General features: G+C 39.6%; 20 protein-coding genes, 1 rRNA gene and 1 pseudogene. 18 read left to right on the top strand and 4 right to left on the bottom strand.

Annotation, left to right across the window (positions count from 1 at the left end; all coding sequences use genetic code 11):
• The first annotated feature begins 28 nt into the window (after positions 1–28).
• The 3 genes from J2128_RS12120 (at position 29) to J2128_RS12110 (ending at position 1,009) form a co-directional block, all read left to right on the top strand.
• Positions 29–331, top strand: a complete 303-nt coding sequence (locus J2128_RS12120) for a hypothetical protein (protein WP_209691685.1) — start codon at positions 29–31, stop codon at positions 329–331.
• A 75-nt stretch (positions 332–406) separates the two neighbouring features.
• A complete protein-coding gene (locus J2128_RS12115) occupies positions 407–718 on the top strand; it encodes a hypothetical protein (protein WP_209691684.1) in 312 nt (103 codons plus the stop codon).
• Positions 719–814: 96 nt separating this feature from the next.
• Positions 815–1,009, top strand: a complete 195-nt coding sequence (locus tag J2128_RS12110) for a hypothetical protein (protein WP_209691683.1) — start codon at positions 815–817, stop codon at positions 1,007–1,009.
• A 130-nt stretch (positions 1,010–1,139) separates the two neighbouring features.
• On the opposite strand, the gene J2128_RS12105 is transcribed toward J2128_RS12110, so the two are convergent.
• Both J2128_RS12105 and J2128_RS12100 read right to left on the bottom strand, forming a co-directional pair.
• Positions 1,140–1,853, bottom strand: coding sequence for a hypothetical protein (locus J2128_RS12105; RefSeq protein WP_209691682.1), 714 nt, complete (start codon positions 1,851–1,853; stop codon positions 1,140–1,142).
• A gap of 51 nt (positions 1,854–1,904) precedes the next feature.
• On the bottom strand, positions 1,905–2,141 hold the full coding sequence (locus J2128_RS12100) for a hypothetical protein (RefSeq protein ID WP_209691681.1): 237 nt from the start codon (positions 2,139–2,141) through the stop codon (positions 1,905–1,907).
• A 68-nt stretch (positions 2,142–2,209) separates the two neighbouring features.
• Between J2128_RS12100 and J2128_RS12095 the strand changes: the two genes are divergently transcribed.
• The 15 genes and pseudogenes from J2128_RS12095 (at position 2,210) to nadC (ending at position 14,059) form a co-directional block, all read left to right on the top strand.
• Positions 2,210–2,842, top strand: a complete 633-nt coding sequence (locus tag J2128_RS12095) for a hypothetical protein (RefSeq protein ID WP_348632401.1) — start codon at positions 2,210–2,212, stop codon at positions 2,840–2,842.
• 277 nt (positions 2,843–3,119) lie between these two features.
• Positions 3,120–3,944 (top strand): hypothetical protein, encoded by an 825-nt coding sequence (locus J2128_RS12090; protein ID WP_209691680.1) that lies wholly within the window; start codon positions 3,120–3,122, stop codon positions 3,942–3,944.
• Positions 3,945–4,209: 265 nt separating this feature from the next.
• Positions 4,210–5,028, top strand: coding sequence for a hypothetical protein (locus tag J2128_RS12085; RefSeq protein ID WP_209691679.1), 819 nt, complete (start codon positions 4,210–4,212; stop codon positions 5,026–5,028).
• A 938-nt stretch (positions 5,029–5,966) separates the two neighbouring features.
• Positions 5,967–7,124, top strand: coding sequence for a hypothetical protein (locus J2128_RS12080; RefSeq protein WP_209691678.1), 1,158 nt, complete (start codon positions 5,967–5,969; stop codon positions 7,122–7,124).
• Positions 7,125–7,374: 250 nt separating this feature from the next.
• Entirely contained in the window at positions 7,375–7,581 is a 207-nt protein-coding gene (locus J2128_RS12075; RefSeq protein ID WP_209691677.1) for a hypothetical protein, read from the top strand.
• Positions 7,581–8,411, top strand: coding sequence for an ArdC family protein (locus tag J2128_RS12070; RefSeq protein ID WP_209691676.1), 831 nt, complete (start codon positions 7,581–7,583; stop codon positions 8,409–8,411). The genes J2128_RS12075 and J2128_RS12070 overlap by 1 nt, the downstream gene beginning before the upstream one ends.
• A gap of 693 nt (positions 8,412–9,104) precedes the next feature.
• Positions 9,105–9,226 (top strand): 5S ribosomal RNA (gene rrf / locus J2128_RS12065).
• A 393-nt stretch (positions 9,227–9,619) separates the two neighbouring features.
• The gene (locus J2128_RS12060; RefSeq protein ID WP_209691675.1) at positions 9,620–9,823 is read left to right on the top strand and encodes a hypothetical protein; all 204 of its coding nucleotides are present in this window, start codon (positions 9,620–9,622) and stop codon (positions 9,821–9,823) included.
• Between the two features lie 73 nt (positions 9,824–9,896).
• Positions 9,897–10,462, top strand: a pseudogene (locus J2128_RS12055) (ABC transporter ATP-binding protein); the annotation flags it as partial.
• Positions 10,459–10,689, top strand: coding sequence for an ABC transporter permease (locus J2128_RS12820; RefSeq protein WP_245323729.1), 231 nt, complete (start codon positions 10,459–10,461; stop codon positions 10,687–10,689). The pseudogene J2128_RS12055 and the gene J2128_RS12820, both read left to right, overlap by 4 nt.
• Positions 10,667–10,960: a hypothetical protein gene (locus J2128_RS12815; protein ID WP_245323726.1), complete on the top strand. Its 294-nt coding sequence runs from the start codon at positions 10,667–10,669 to the stop codon at positions 10,958–10,960. Before J2128_RS12820 ends, J2128_RS12815 begins: the two co-directional genes overlap by 23 nt.
• Positions 10,961–11,033: 73 nt before the next feature.
• A complete protein-coding gene (locus J2128_RS12810; RefSeq protein ID WP_348632410.1) occupies positions 11,034–11,258 on the top strand; it encodes an FtsX-like permease family protein in 225 nt (74 codons plus the stop codon).
• Positions 11,259–11,525: 267 nt separating this feature from the next.
• Positions 11,526–12,284, top strand: a complete 759-nt coding sequence (gene nadX, locus J2128_RS12045; protein WP_209691674.1) for an aspartate dehydrogenase — start codon at positions 11,526–11,528, stop codon at positions 12,282–12,284.
• A gap of 8 nt (positions 12,285–12,292) precedes the next feature.
• Complete coding sequence (nadA, locus tag J2128_RS12040) at positions 12,293–13,189, top strand: quinolinate synthase NadA (protein ID WP_209691673.1); 897 nt, start codon at positions 12,293–12,295, stop codon at positions 13,187–13,189.
• A gap of 6 nt (positions 13,190–13,195) precedes the next feature.
• Complete coding sequence (gene nadC, locus J2128_RS12035; RefSeq protein ID WP_209691672.1) at positions 13,196–14,059, top strand: carboxylating nicotinate-nucleotide diphosphorylase; 864 nt, start codon at positions 13,196–13,198, stop codon at positions 14,057–14,059.
• A gap of 40 nt (positions 14,060–14,099) precedes the next feature.
• On the opposite strand, the gene J2128_RS12030 is transcribed toward nadC, so the two are convergent.
• Together J2128_RS12030 and J2128_RS12025 are read right to left on the bottom strand one after the other, a co-directional pair.
• On the bottom strand, positions 14,100–14,777 hold the full coding sequence (locus J2128_RS12030) for a roadblock/LC7 domain-containing protein (RefSeq protein ID WP_209691671.1): 678 nt from the start codon (positions 14,775–14,777) through the stop codon (positions 14,100–14,102).
• Complete coding sequence (locus J2128_RS12025; RefSeq protein WP_209691670.1) at positions 14,774–15,121, bottom strand: roadblock/LC7 domain-containing protein; 348 nt, start codon at positions 15,119–15,121, stop codon at positions 14,774–14,776. Before J2128_RS12025 ends, J2128_RS12030 begins: the two co-directional genes overlap by 4 nt.
• Between the last annotated feature and the right edge of the window lies 1 nt (position 15,122).

Genomic DNA, 15,122 nt, shown 5'->3' with positions numbered 1-15,122 from the left:
TTTAAAGGCTCAGGCCGAAAACGGAGCTTTGCCTTTAGAGGAGGCCGCATACAGATGCTCAATAAGTAGAGCCTATTATGCTGCTTTTGGGTACTCTCTGACATACGCAAAAGATTGTATGGGATATATTCCTGAAAACACAGGAGAAGAACACCATTTGATTAGAGAATTTTATAAATCTAGTGGTAAATCTGAGATAAAAAGAAAGTTATCACGTCTTCATCAGTGGCGTAAAGAAGCCGACTATAATGAAACTGTGTATAATCTTGAATCAAACATGAAAGGTTCCTTAAAAGAAGCAGATGAGATAATCCGATCATTAAATCACTAAGTATCGAAGAATCTTTTTTACTTTCACCCTCCACGCGTTTTGCCTAATAACCAAAAATTCCAATGATATTTTCTCATGTCAATCATACTTCCGGATATTATTATGAGTGCAGCGGTCGTCCTTGGAATATCGGGTGCAGCCCTTGTCGCTGCGAAAAGTTCGGAGTTTAGGCGTGTCGGCTTTGCCTGCTGGGTTGTTGGAAATTTTATCTGGATTCTAGAAGGTGCATTCACAGAAAATATCTATATGCTTATAATGTTCGGATTCTACTGGATAACCGCCATTTATGGCTTCTTTAATACAGGAAAAGAATGGAAAAATACGCAAATCAGGGGATATATCATAAAAGATTCAAGTAAAGTATATACATTTAAAAAAAATAGTTGATTTTTTTAAAGTTTTTAATACTCATTACATCACTATAATCAAGATGTTTTTTGCTTATATGAAATAATAAAGGTAAAAATAACTGCCAGACAAATAATGACCAAAACAAAAAATGGGATAATTAATGAAAAAATAAGTCCTAAAAAAATACTAATGAAAAAGATTATAACACCACCTTCAGACCCATACATTAACAGTGATAATAATAGCTTTAAAAGGGTAAATGAAGCTACGATAAGAACAATTGTACTAATAATGGCAATAAAAAAACTAAATTCTGGAGTTAAATAATACTCTAATGAATTCAATAAGAAATTCCAATATCCTAAAAGAAGATCAGATCCATCTGGCAATCCATATCCAAGTAGTAATCCTGGAATAAAACCACCCAAAAAGATAGATATTTCAGTGTTTGTCAATTTTACCACTTATTTCTTTTTCTCAAAACTATTACAAGACCTAATGCAAAAATTGGCACTAAAACCCCAATTGGAGCTTGAGGATGACTAGTTTCAACATAAAAAGTAGGAATAATTATACTATTGGATGTAGAATCAAAAGCCTCCTTATTACGATTTATAATCCATTTACTTTTATTCCCAAACAAAAAATGCTCTGAGATTTCTCCACTTGTATTATAAATTGCAGCGGTTGTTGTAAATGTATATTTTATTGAATTAATATATTCATCTGGGAAAAAATATTCGGTCCCTTTAACAAAAGAAAAATCCCTAAATATCCATTTAGATTTATCAATAGAAATTGTTTTCAGTTCTTGATTTGGATTAAATAATCTATTAGATTTGAATTTTATCTTTTTATTTTTTTCATCGTATTGAAAATCAAAAAGAGTTTTATCAGAAATGTCTCTTAAAAAATATTCCTTTATTGTACTATAGCCTTTAGAATTAACATTAGAGAGGTATTTATTATAACTAAATTCATCAGACATTATTGCAACTAATGAATATTCACTTAAATTACCATCAATATTTAATTCAGTATTAACTGTTATATCAATAGCAGGGCCACGGACTTGTTGTAAAAAGGGAATTCCAAAATAAGTAACAACAATTCCGATTATCACTACTATAGCTAAGAAAAGGATTATAATTAGAGCATCAGAATAGTTCATTATATAAAAGATTTATACGGCTTATAAATATATTTATCCTGAGACAAAAGTTTAAAACCATTCTAACATTTTCAGGAAAACAGCTACAGCTCCACCTGCTCCTGCACCAAGGCCCGCTGCAATCTTTCCTTCACAACCTTTGGTCTCGGCCCTGTTATCTTCAAGAACGCGGATTCTGTCCTCATGATCCTGAATAGAATCTTTCATCTCGGAAAGAGTCTGGCAAATCCATTTAACGTCTCTGTTTGTTTCTACAATCATATCTCTGGTGGATTTATTACCAGTCATTGATAAAACCTCTATTAATGATAAAGTCTGACCATAAAGTCAAGTTAATATTATTAGCAATCATAATTATGCTTGTCTGTAATACATCCGGATGTGTGGGGACAACAAACGCCGGGTCAGAGACAGCAGACTTCTGCGTCTATGATCCGGCCGATTTCGTTTTAGAAAACGAAAGTTTTGTCGGAGATGACGAAGAAATGGCAGATTTTATTGAAACCATTAACACAAAAACTGCAGTCAGGGTTCTTGCAACTCCTATTGCGGATGCTGCGACCTTTAATTCGATCATCAGTGGTGTAATTTCAGATAACCCCTTTGAGTGTGTTGATTACACATCCAATGGTCAGACCGTATCCGGTGTGACTGTCTCAAAGCAGAGTTATACTGCAAAATTCATCTATGAGGACGATGACGCAAAAACTGTTGGGAGTATGTCTTTAAAGGCACCTACTGTTGACTCTTATAATGAAGTAATCACCCAAATCCTTGCAAACACTGCGCTTGCAACAGAGATTGGCGGCGATTGCATAAGAGACAGTGAAAAAGATGTCTTCTCATGCACTATCAAGTGTATGGATGCAGGCGGAGAACTGTACTATGTGACCTTCTCCAGAAACAACGTAAGAGTCAGCTCATATAATGATGATGCAATTCTTGCGAATGTCGAAACCTGGGCTGACTCTGTGGCAGCGCTGGCCTGATATTATAATCAGACCTGTGCAATTTTGCAGAATCAGTGCTGTGTGCTTCTGACATAAAAAGGACGGAGGGAGATATCCTTTCATTCTTTTTACTTACCTAATTTTTTTCTGCAGAAATTTTTTGTGTAATTTAAAGATTATAATTTATTACACATATAATCACATTGAGTTGCTCACTTCGTTATAAGTAAAGTACATATTTCAAAATTTCATCGCCCAAAGATTAATTAATTATAAAGATCATCCGCTACGTTAATAGTGAATGGGGGAGCATAAAATGTTTGAAGATCCTTTAATTGAAAAAATTAATAATGATGGTTATATTGGTGTAAAAATCCCTAGAACCAATTTAAATCCATTGAGTCTTTTGATAAAAAAATGGAGAAAATATGAATTTTCTTCCGCAGAATTAAATTCTATTTTAAGAGAAAAGAATGAATGCACATTACCCAAATCTAAACCCTTTTCTTTACCTCAAATGAATGGAGAAATTATTTCCAAATATGGCTTTGGTTTTGGAATATCCTTTTTTAAAGAATTTTTGAATCTGATGGGTCTTCCTAGTGCTAGTGTTGAAAGTACATTTAAAAATGTCACTAAATTAGAATATGCCTTTACAAATATAAAAGGAAAAGAAATTGATGATGCAAAATTAGATCGATACTTAAAATGTTCTGACTCAATTTATCCAGTTCCAACATATAAAATTGATTTAGAAAAAGACAAAATCTGTATTATTACTTCAGTTATTTATTGTAATGAACTTTTGATTAATGCATATGATAAAAATAATGTCTCAATTGATTTAGAAACGCCTTTAATGAAAGGATTATCTGATGTTAAATTAGATTTTTTATTAGAGTCTACCGAAAAAGAGCAAATAAAAATTCAAAGGAAAAAACAATTTTATGCTTTTGGGCTTAAAGCAGCTAGACTTTTTTATGAAGATGAAAAATATACTCGTTTTTCAAGAATAACTGAAGGAATAGTAAAAGGAGTAAATGATGATATGAAAATTGATACATGTGTTGTAAGACCTAATCCAGATGAAAATATTGTAAATGAATGGCTTTGTCCAAATGACAATATTATAATTGAATGAGATTGTTAATAATATAATATGAATTTTTAGATAATATAGGTAATATTTCGTAGAAAAATGCCTCGTAGTTGATTCTAAAACATTTTATATGTGCCTAATACCTCACCAGAATTCTAAAGGAGATAAATGTTGCTTAATAGGTACCCGTGAAGTTACATTTAAAGAATATAAAGAAAAAGGAGTCGGGAAGTGTATTAATAGGGATGTTCCCTGCCCGAACAAAGAGTTTTTGTCCTGCTTTTAACCAATAAAAAGAGATTACCTAATGATTCTTAATGCAACAGATGAAGAAAAGAAAATAATAATAAAGAATCTTTCATATTATCCTACATTAAAAAGCATTTTTCTTGAAGAATCCCCCCTGCTTTTTCGTATTCAATATGATCAATATAAAGGAAAAATACCTCCAGAAAGATTTGAAGAAATTGCTGAATTTCTTATTGGAGGAATTTTATTACATCTTAATAGTCAAAAAGATTTCAAAAAATTAATTGAATCCTTGGAATGTTGGTTGAAATTATATCCAGAATATGCAAATATTGAATTTGGTGATAAAATCCTGAGTAATTTTTTTAACTTTTTTTCTGAGATTGAAGTATATGATACATTAAAAAGAGCAGGATGTAATCCTGAAAAAGATGTGATAATAAATAAAAACACAAAGAAAAATCTTGATTTTAAAATCTGCCCGAACGGAAGAGACATTCTAATTGAAATAACAACACCTCGAATGAGCATGAGGGTTGAGCAGATGTTTGAGGTGGTTCCCCATCCAGGATTTTATACTCCAGAATTCGGTATTGAAACCGACGATTATTTTGGTAATCCGAGAGATGAAGTAATAGTTGTAAATAAAATCTTAAATCAAATTTCTGAGGTCACTCAGGGCAATGACTCCATAGTAATTCTTATAATCAACAATACATATGCATGGCCTAATTTAATGAGCTGTAACCGTGATGATTATAATGAAATTGATGCTATTATAATTTACAATAGCAAAAAGAAAATATCAAAATTTTATCCTATGGCTACTTGTTGTCTATCAGAGAAAGAAATACAATTTTTTTCTACCCTTATGTGACCGAGTCAAGCAGAAAACTACAACAGATGCTTTAAAATTAAAACATGCATTATGCTTGGATTATGAGAATTCATGATTGAAATTGGGCCTGAAAATCCAATTATTAAGTCTATTTCACTTTTTTTTCACTAGATGTTGGAATTCTAAATTTTAAAAGGCATAAATTCTTTTTTAAAGGAATTAAAGCCCATTTTGCAGAGATATAATGGCCTCTTATTAACGCATATTTTCAGACGATGATTATATTGAGATCATCCAAGATCGTGGAATACAGGGCTTCTGTGAAGGTCTATTTTTCCGGAATATTCGCGTATTTGGGAGGCTATTTAAGCTTTACTTTAAACTAAATTGCCGGTAGTCGCTCACCCACCGCTGCCTCACTCTGTTCTGCAGCGGGAGGTTCGCTGATCTTCACTAATGCACTGATGTTTGTTACGCCCGTAACAGGCTCGCCCTTCTCGCCTGTTCCCGGCTGCCTGATACCGCCTCCGCTTACTGCTGTCAGCAGAAAGCTCCGGCTGAATAGAAAAAAACAGATGATATATTTCCGGCCCGAATTTATTTTCCCGGATATGGGCAGGGCCTTATCCTGTTATGATTGTCGGCCGTCTTTAATTATTACGCTAGCGCTGGTGTAAGATGAGTAAACATAGTTCTGTGCTATAATGTACTAGTTGTTCGATTGTGTTCAGTAGGGAAGGTGCAATTAAGATTGAAGAATTAATGGAGAAGGTGAAGAAGAGTGGAGACTAGAATCTGATTCTTGAAAGACTGAGGAAAGATCTTGGGATTGTTTAATTTTTGGTTCAGGGCCGAATCACGTAGGTGTTCGAGAGTTCGAACCCCTTTCTTCGCATTTTCTTTAAAATATTTTTTTTTATTAATTGAATTCTTTTTGAATAAATTAATTAGTGCCATAGTTAGATTATTTTTGAATCATGGAGACTCGTAGAATTTCAAATACAAAATTTTTAATTTCCAAATACGAAGAATTTACGATTTGGGAGACTGAGAATAAAAGAGTATATGACGATTTTAATGAAATCTGTAATCTTTTTGAAGAGTTTCTAGTATCAAATATACTTACTGATAAGCATTATTGTGAAGAAGTATTTGACAGAATCATATTAGTTATGGAAAATTGTAATGATCTTCATTTCGATAATGAGTTTGAATCTGTCGCTTACAGTTTAATGCATCTTTTGAATCGCTATCATAGAGCTCAATTAATATCTCGTCTATTAGTTCGTGAAGGACTGTTACCAGTACGTGAAAAAAGTTCAGATATATTAGAAGTTGGTATTGGTCCGGGGAATATGTCATTGGGCGTTTCAGATTGTTACAGGTCATTGAAGCAATTTGGTGAGGACAAAAGAATCGAGAAATTCATTAATTTAGATTTTTCATTGGATTATATCGAATTTAGTTGTGCTTTCAGAAAATGGTTACATCATTTTAATGAGCATATTTACGGAAAAAGAAATGAGCACACAAGAATTCCTTATCATTTAGGGAGTTTTAATGATGTTTATAAGGTCGATTTTCAAAGTTTGAAATTGAAATATCAACAAGATTTAATTGAAAAATATATGGAAGAATATGGTTGTTCAAAGGGGGATGCTCAGAAAATTGTTGATGAAGAGGTAGGGGGATGGAAAGATGCTTATCGCTATAATTTAGTTATATTTAGTAATTTTATTACTATATCTGAACAGGTCAGTCGTTTAGATCATCAATTGGATAGTATTTGTCGGGCGTTGAGAAATGGTGGAAGTATTCTAATTGTTGGAGGCATTGGGGATAATTATATTGATATATATAAAGAATTAATCAAAAAAATACAAAAAATCCCTTATATGAAAGTTGATTTTAATTCTGCTGAAGATGATCCTTTATGCAGTTTCTCTTATAATGACATTTATGGAAATAGAATTGATAAGTTTTATCAAAATCTTATTGCTCATTTAGATAGTCTTGATCTGGATTCAAATTCATATCTGGAATTTAGGAAAGAAATCACAAAACTGTCTGATGCAAAGAAAACTTGGAAAGTGATAGTTTTTCGTAAACAACTAAATAAGAGATTTGTAGACTAGATTCTCATTCAATTTTAAAAAAACCCTTATTTTACTCCTCCTTCTGAATAACCGCCCAAACAGCCGTGCGAATCCGCTCCTCTCTTCTTTCGTCGCTCCCCTGCACGGCACTGTAAACCTCCTCTTGTAAACGCGGGTCTCCGTCAAACGGGTAAGCCGGTCGCTCTGATGAGCGACAGCCATACTCCGTTTGCCGTTTTATCCCCGCACTCAGTCGGTCGCGGTTGAGCACCGGCTGAGGTAGATCGAAATGACTACAAAACAGATAAAGAAAGGGGCAGCTTCCCCGCAAAAGTTAGCTGCACTGAAAGCTCTCATCGAGATAAGTATCGATTTTGACCAGAAGACATATCAGCTTTTCGCTGATCTGCCCGTGGATGTGGACTGCATCCGTGAGCACTACCGGGCTGAGGCTGCCGACAACAACCACATCCCAAATGCAGGGGGTGTCTGCTGATGGTGAATGTCTATGAGATAGTCAGGGAGAGGATAATCTCCTCTCTGTCTTCCGGGAAGATTCCTTGGCATCAGTCGTGGCAGAGCCTGTCGCCGTGTAATGTTCTGACAGGAAGGCCCTACCGTGGCATTAACCGTCTGCTGCTCTCCGGTCATGAATGGTGGGGAACTTACAAACAGATTAAACAGCTCGGGGGGTATGTCCGAAAAGGGGAGAAGGCATATGGTATTGTTGTCTTCTGGTCCTTTGAAGAGGCCCGGTCGGTTGTGAACGAACAGGGCGACGTGGTCCTTGTGATGTCTCACCGAGAGCGACCGCTTGTAAGGTATTATTCGGTCTTCAACCTCTCACAGTGCGAAGGGATCGAGAAAGATGCTGTCGGCGAGATCCGGGCAATCACGTCCTGCGATGAAGTGATTGAAAGAAATTGCCCGAAGGTTCGGCCGGGGAACCCTGCATATCTTCCGACCGCTGATATTATCCACATGCCAGATATGGAACGGTTCGAGTCTCCGGAAGAATACTATTCGACCTTCTTCCACGAACTGACTCACTGGACCGGGCATGAATCCCGTCTGAAGCGTCCGGGAGTGACCGGGCCTATCAGGTTCGGGAGTGAGCATTACAGCCGGGAAGAGCTGACGGCGGAGATGGGTTCTGCCTTCCTGTGTGCGATGACCGGGATCGACATGCCTGTGGTCGATAACCAGGCAGCCTATATTGCAGGGTGGCTCCGGCACATCAGAAACGGCTCAGCTGTCGATGTTATCCGGGCCGCCGGAGATGCACAGAGGGCAGCGGACTTCCTCATTGGGGGTGGGGAGGAATGAATTCTCCTTTTTTTATTTTATCGGCCGGGATTGCTCGCTCGCAAGTCTCGCTTTGCAACGCCGGCCTTGTTTTCCTCGGTTGAGCTGGTTTATATTACGCCCGCCGGGACTAATAGCTGTCTGTCTTATCCACTGCCCGGAGGGGAGGAGCCGTGAATAGCGGCGGGAGGGATAGGTCATCCCGGAGCGTGGGGATGTTTACTCATCCCCGAAAGCGAAGGGGTGGCCGGTAACAGGCGAGAAGATCGAGCCTGTTTCTGGCGACTAAGATAATTTCAACCAGAGCCAGATCCGCGAACCTCCCGCTGCAGAACAGAGTGAGGAAGCGGTGGGTGAGCGACTATATTAAAATTTTTTAGAAGGCGCACAAGATTTTTCAACTTAGAGGTATAACTAGTAAGAAGACAAAGGTTAAAATTTTTTAAATACGAAAGATTTGGATTTAGATTCCTGAATCCGGGCCTTGGCTTCCTGAAGAACCTTCATCATAAGGTTCGAAGGTGCAGGAAATCCTTGATTTCCAAATGTGAAATTATTTCGTCAGAAATAATGAGTTTACAGGAAATCCTTGATTTCCAAATGTGAAATTATTTCGTCAGAAATAATGAGTTTACAGGAAATCCTTGATTTCCAAATGTGAAATTATTTCGTCAGAAATAATGAGTTTACAGGAAATCCTTGATTTCCGAATTCAATTGCGGCCATAGCAGCAGGGACACACCCGGACTCATTCCGAACCCGGCAGTTAAGCCTGCTCACGTCAGATGGTGTACTGAGATACGCGAGTTCTCGGGAAACATCTAACGCTGCAATTGTTACCATTAGAATAACGCAGAAAAAGCTTTTTTTGTTTATCTTAATTTCTGGTGTTTTGAATTATCTGTAAAAGAGATAGTTTAAAAAAATGTTATTTTCAGGTATTTTTTACGTTTTTGTTTGACATTTTTTCCTTATCTTACAGGTTTTGAGAAAAAAGCAGTTGTCGCAAAAAGGAATCTCTCTTTTGAGAAAAATGAGTTACTGCCTGATATTAAATGGAATTGTTTAAGTATCACTCTGTTGTCGGACTGTCCTTTTTTAAGATTAAAAATAAGAATTTATAAAATATTGACAATAATCCCTGAATCACTGCAATTCAATGTATTCTACAAGATAAGCATATCATGTAACCGTAGGCATAGTAACATATTGATAACATGTTGTAAAACATGCCACACAGACAGGAGGCGGATGTAGTGAACATCCCCATCAGGTTAAGGCGTCCGCCGATCCCTGGCATCTCTTCCAGAAAAGGAATTGACGTAAAATTTACAGCCCGCAGAAAAAAGACTGTTTATCTTGCACAGACGATAAGACTGATGTTTGCAAATAAAACAACCGGATACAACATTACAACAGAATTTATGTTGTAATGATGCAACCGAAAAATCCGATTTTCAGGTTGTCCCTGTTAAAATTAAAAAAAGTATTTGAGATATATGAAGGGAGTTTGTTGCAATCATGGGTCCTTCAGGGTCCGGGAAGTCCACTCTGCTTAACCAGATTGGATGCCTTGACGTTCCGACGTCAGGTAAACTTTAAATCGACGGAAAAGATGTAGGTACTCTTTCCGACGACGAACTTACGGACTTAAGAAGGGATAAGATGGGTTACATTTTCCAGAAATTCAACCTGATTCCACTTCTTGACTTAAAAGAGAATGTGGAATATCCGATGATTCTAAAATACAGGAAGAGAGACGATACCGGATACCCGGGAAAACTTCTTAAAATGGTCGGGCTTGACGAAACGAGAATTTATCACAGGCCAAATGAAATTTCAGGCGGTCAGCAACAGAGGGTCGCAATTGCACGTGCAATTGTAAATGACCCCAAAATTCTTTTGTGCGATGAACCTACCGGAAATCTGGATTCAAAGACCAGTGTCCAGATAATGGAGATGCTTTCAGACCTTATCGGGGCAGAACGATTGTAATGGTCACTCATGATGAAGATACAGTCGAATACGCCAAAAAGAAGATTATCTTTGCTGACGGGAGGATAAAAAAATGATTCTGGACGATATATTCTTTGACCTGTCCATTAGAAATGTTAGTCTTCATTTCACAAGGTCACTTCTTGCAGCAATAGGAATTGTAATTGGTGTCGTCGCAATCATTTCCATAGGTATCCCCGGTGCAAATATGACTCTTTCCGTTACAGCAGAGCTTTCTGAGTCGGGAAATTTTATTATGCTCTCCCGGGGGCGGAGGCGGTATGTTTGGTGGCGGAAACGATGATGAGAGTTATATCTCAAAGAAACAGCTTCAGAAAATAGACAAAGTTGTCGCTTCGGCGAACTGCAAATGCGACTTTATTGCCATGCATTCTGACTCGGATACGATATATGTGAGATCAGAAAAAGGCCATTCGACAATCTACGGCGCTGATATGGCATCTGTGGAAAATATTGTCGACGTTGAAGAGGGAAATTTCCCTACGGGGGATAACGGTGTCGTTATAGGACCTACTCTTGCCGACAGGTATGACCTCAATGTGGGAGCCACATAAAGGTAGGTGACGAAGACGGCTCGCAGACCAAGGTGCGTGTAACTGGCATTCTTGAGGAGAGAGGGTTAAAGAGATAGGTATCCTTAGGAGCATAGGCACGAGACGCTCTGAAATAAGGTGGATGTTTCTGTATGAATCCGCAATTCTAGGCCTTATAGGTTCAGGAATCGGTGCACTGTTAAGCTTTGTCGGCGGATATGCACTTACCTATCTGATGCTCGGGACAACGGAGTACTTCTTTGACATCTCAAGCATAATGTACGTCCCGATAGTAATGTTTGTAGGTATGATAATCTGATATAATATCAGGTGTCTATCCCGCATGGAGTGCGGCGAAAATGGACCCGATTGAGGCTTTAAGAGCTGAATGAGGGTTTTTTAGGAATACCCTCAAATAAAACCAATATTCTTTTTATTTCCTTTGTTTTTTTTCGTTTTCTTAGATAAACACTGGTTTCCTCAACAATTTCATCTTAGGTAAAAACAAACAAATTTACCTTAGATCATGAAAATATGGGAACAATCATAAGAATGATTAATCAGAAGTTCCCACTTATACACTACAATGATGCGTGTCGGTCTGCTTGGCTGCGGAAATGTCGGAGGAATAATTGCGGAAAAGAAAAACGGAATTAATATTAAAGCCGTTTATGACTCTGCATACTCCAGTGCAAAGCGCCTTGCCGGTGCAACAGGTGCTGTGGCCTGTGAAAATTTTGAGGATTTTCTGGCACAGGACATTGATATAGTCGTTGAAGCCGCTTCTGTAAGTGCGGTATACGAACATGCGGAGGAAGTGCTCTTGTCCGGAAAGGATATAGTAATCCTTTCTGTAGGTGCTTTGTCTGACAGCGAGTTCAAAGACCGCCTTGTATCTGTTGCCGGCGAAAATAACAGGAAGATAAGAATCCCGAGCGGTGCCGTAATGGGCATTGACAACCTCAAGATAGGCCAGATATCAAAGCTTTCAAAACTCCTTTTAAGGACTACCAAAAACCCGCGTTCACTTAGAGTGGATACAAAAGAGAGGACTCTTGTCTTTTCAGGAAGGGCTGACGAGTGCATAAAGAAGTTTCCGAAGAACATCAATGTAGCAATAGCGCTTGAACTTGCGTCAGGGCGTGAAGTGGACGTCGAACTCTGGGCAGACCCGGCTGTCGAAAAAAACACGCATGAGATATTTGCTGAAGGGGATTTCGGCAACTTTTACCTGAAGATAGAGAACAATCCCTCGCCCCAGAACCCGGCGACAAGCTACCTTGCGGCCCTTTCGATAATAGTCCTCCTGAAAAACCTTGAAAAACCGCTGATAATAGGAACCTGATGCAGACCATGACTATAGCAGATGACATAAAAAGGCTGAAAAAAGAGAAGAATGCAGTAGTTCTCGTGCACAACTACCAGCCCCCGGAGATACAGGACCTGGCTGACTTTACGGGAGACAGCCTTGAGCTTGCAATAAAGGCAAGGGAGGCGAAAGAGGACATAATAGTTCTGTGCGGTGTTATGTTCATGGCTGAGACAGCCAAAATTTTAAACCCGGGGAAAAAAGTAATCCTCCCGGCAAAGGACGCAGGATGCCCTCTCGCGGACTTTCTGACGCCTGAAGCCGTCCGTAAGGCAAAAGAGGCGCATCCGGGTGCAGAGGTCGTCCTCTATGTTAATTCAACGGCAGGGTGCAAGGCGGAAGCAGACATAACCTGTACGTCGGCAAATGCTGTCCAGGTATGCAGGTCTCTTAAAAGCGATACGATACTCTTCGGACCTGACTCAAACCTTGCTTCGTGGGTTGCGGAAAACGTCCCTGAAAAGACTATTATTCCTGTTCCAAAGAACGGTCACTGCCCGGTCCATATGGTATTCAAGCCCTCAGATGCAGAAGACGCGAAAAAAAATGGTTATACTGCTGTCTGCCACCCCGAATGCTCAAAAGAAGTCCGGGACAAATGCAGTCTCGTAGCATCAACTGGCGGTATGGTAAGAGAAGCGGGCAGGTCTGAGAGATGGGCGGTTCTGACGGAAAAAGACATGGCCTACAGGCTGAAAAAGAAGTTTCCGGGAAAAGAGTTTTTTTCCTTCCCTGATGCGGTCTGCAAAGACATGAAGCTCATAACGCCTGAAATGCTTAAAGAGTCCCTTGAAGATGAGGGGCCCGAGATAACCGTTCCCGGCGAAATAATGAAGAGGGCGGGGTGTGCAATAAGACGTATGATGGATATAAAGAGGTGAAGGAAAATGCCGGTTCCTATATCAAAAAGCCTCCTCTTTTACCTTGAAGAAGACCTTTCCGGAGGAGACATAACGTCTGATGCTGTTGTCCCGGATGTGCCTGTGCATGCTCAGATAATTTCAAAGGAGAGCGGTGTAATAGCAGGTCTTTTTGAGGCCTGCCGGATTTTTTCTTATCTTGGCGTTGAGGCCGAGCTTAAAAAGAGGGACTCCGAAAGGGTTGCCTTCGGAGACGTACTGATGACACTTTCAGGAAGTTCAAGATCTGTCCTTGCAGGAGAAAGGACAGCCCTTAACGTTATCGGGAGAATGAGCGGAATTGCAACAAAAACCGCAGAAATCTCAGCTGCCGTAAAGAAAAAAAACCCGTCACTCAGGATATGCGGGACGAGAAAAACATCGCCCGGATGCCGTGAAATAGACAAAAAAGCAATAATTCTCGGCGGTGGTGACCCGCACAGGTCAAACCTTTCAGACGGGTTTCTGATAAAGGACAACCACCTTGTTTTATGCCCGCTTAAAGAGGCGGTTAAAAAGGCAAAAGAATACACCTCTTACAAAAAAGTTGAGGTTGAGGTTGAAAATAAAAAAGACGCCCTGTCCGCCGCAGAAGCGGGTGCCGATATAATACTTTTTGACAATATGACCCCTGAAGCGGTTTCTGAAACTGTGGGTGCCCTCAAAAGCAAAGGTCTGCTGAAAGACGTTGTGATAGAGGTCTCCGGGGGAATAACAAGCGAAACCGTCATTTCCTATGCAGTCGAGGGAGTGGACAGGATAAGCATGGGGTCGCTTACCCACTCGGTGAAAAACCTTGACGTGTCACTTGAAATAAAACCCGCGGTAAAGACCCTGAAAATAAATATCTGAAAAAATTATTTTTTTTGGTTCTGAATTTTTTTATATTTCCTTAATCTTCGCTGTTGTCGTATCTTACGGACTGCAGTGCAAGTCTTATAAGACCAAGGTTCGCATTTTTTTCTGCAAGGACACAGATGTAGAGCTCGTTTACAGGTGCAACGATAAGTTTCCCGTTTGGTGTCTCTAAAAGGAGCTGGTTTAACGAGCCCATCATGAGGTCGCCTGTTATCTTTGACCCCGCACGGACGAGGTCTTCTGTTACAGCCGCGACATGTTCAAAGTCGGCGTCTCCAAGGGACTGGAGTGCAAAACCTTCGAATATGACCGAAACCGCAATGACACCCGGCTGGCGCATGACTGATGAAAGCGTATCCGGGGACAGTATGTCTCCTTTTTTTCCCGGAGTCATTTCTTCTTCAGATACCAAAAAATCACTTTTTAAACCGCTCTTTGCAGTTTCAAGCTCCTCTTCAGTATAGGCATTTAATATGCAGTCCAGTAACACCTCATCCAGAATCATTTCGTAAGCGCTGTTGCCTGAAAAATCTCTTCCGCCCGAGGTGTATGCTGCGGCCACGGGTTTTCCTTTTTCCACAAGCAGAAAGCCCTTACGGTCGTCTCTTTCTGTTCTTACGCAGCCGCTGAAATTTGTGATAAATCCGGATAGCCTGTCCGGGGATATCTGCACTGCAGCAATCTTCTCGCCTTCAGGAAGTCCGGAACTCATAGTGCTGCAACTATTCTTTCACGGTTTTTCTTGAGCTCATATCTTAAAAGTCCCACGTTGACGCCTTTCTCGGCGACTATCGCGATAAGCTCGTCTTCGGACAGAGGTGATATGAGAATAGGGCCTTCCTCGAGTTCCACTATTATCTGGTTCATGACCTCTTTTCCAAGTTCACGGCTCATGGCCTCAGACGTCCCGAGACCGGTTGACGCCATCGCACCAAGCGCCTCTATGTCGACGTCGCCTGAAACCGCACTTTCTATGACAAATCCGTCTCTTCCTGCGATAACCGCAGCGGTAACCCCGTTAATCTGCAGGAATTCGTTAAGTATCTGCTTTAACATA

Source organism: Methanomicrobium sp. W14, assembly GCF_017875315.1.
Classification (GTDB): Archaea; Halobacteriota; Methanomicrobia; order Methanomicrobiales; family Methanomicrobiaceae; genus Methanomicrobium.
This window is presented reverse-complemented; position numbering and strand designations above follow the sequence as displayed.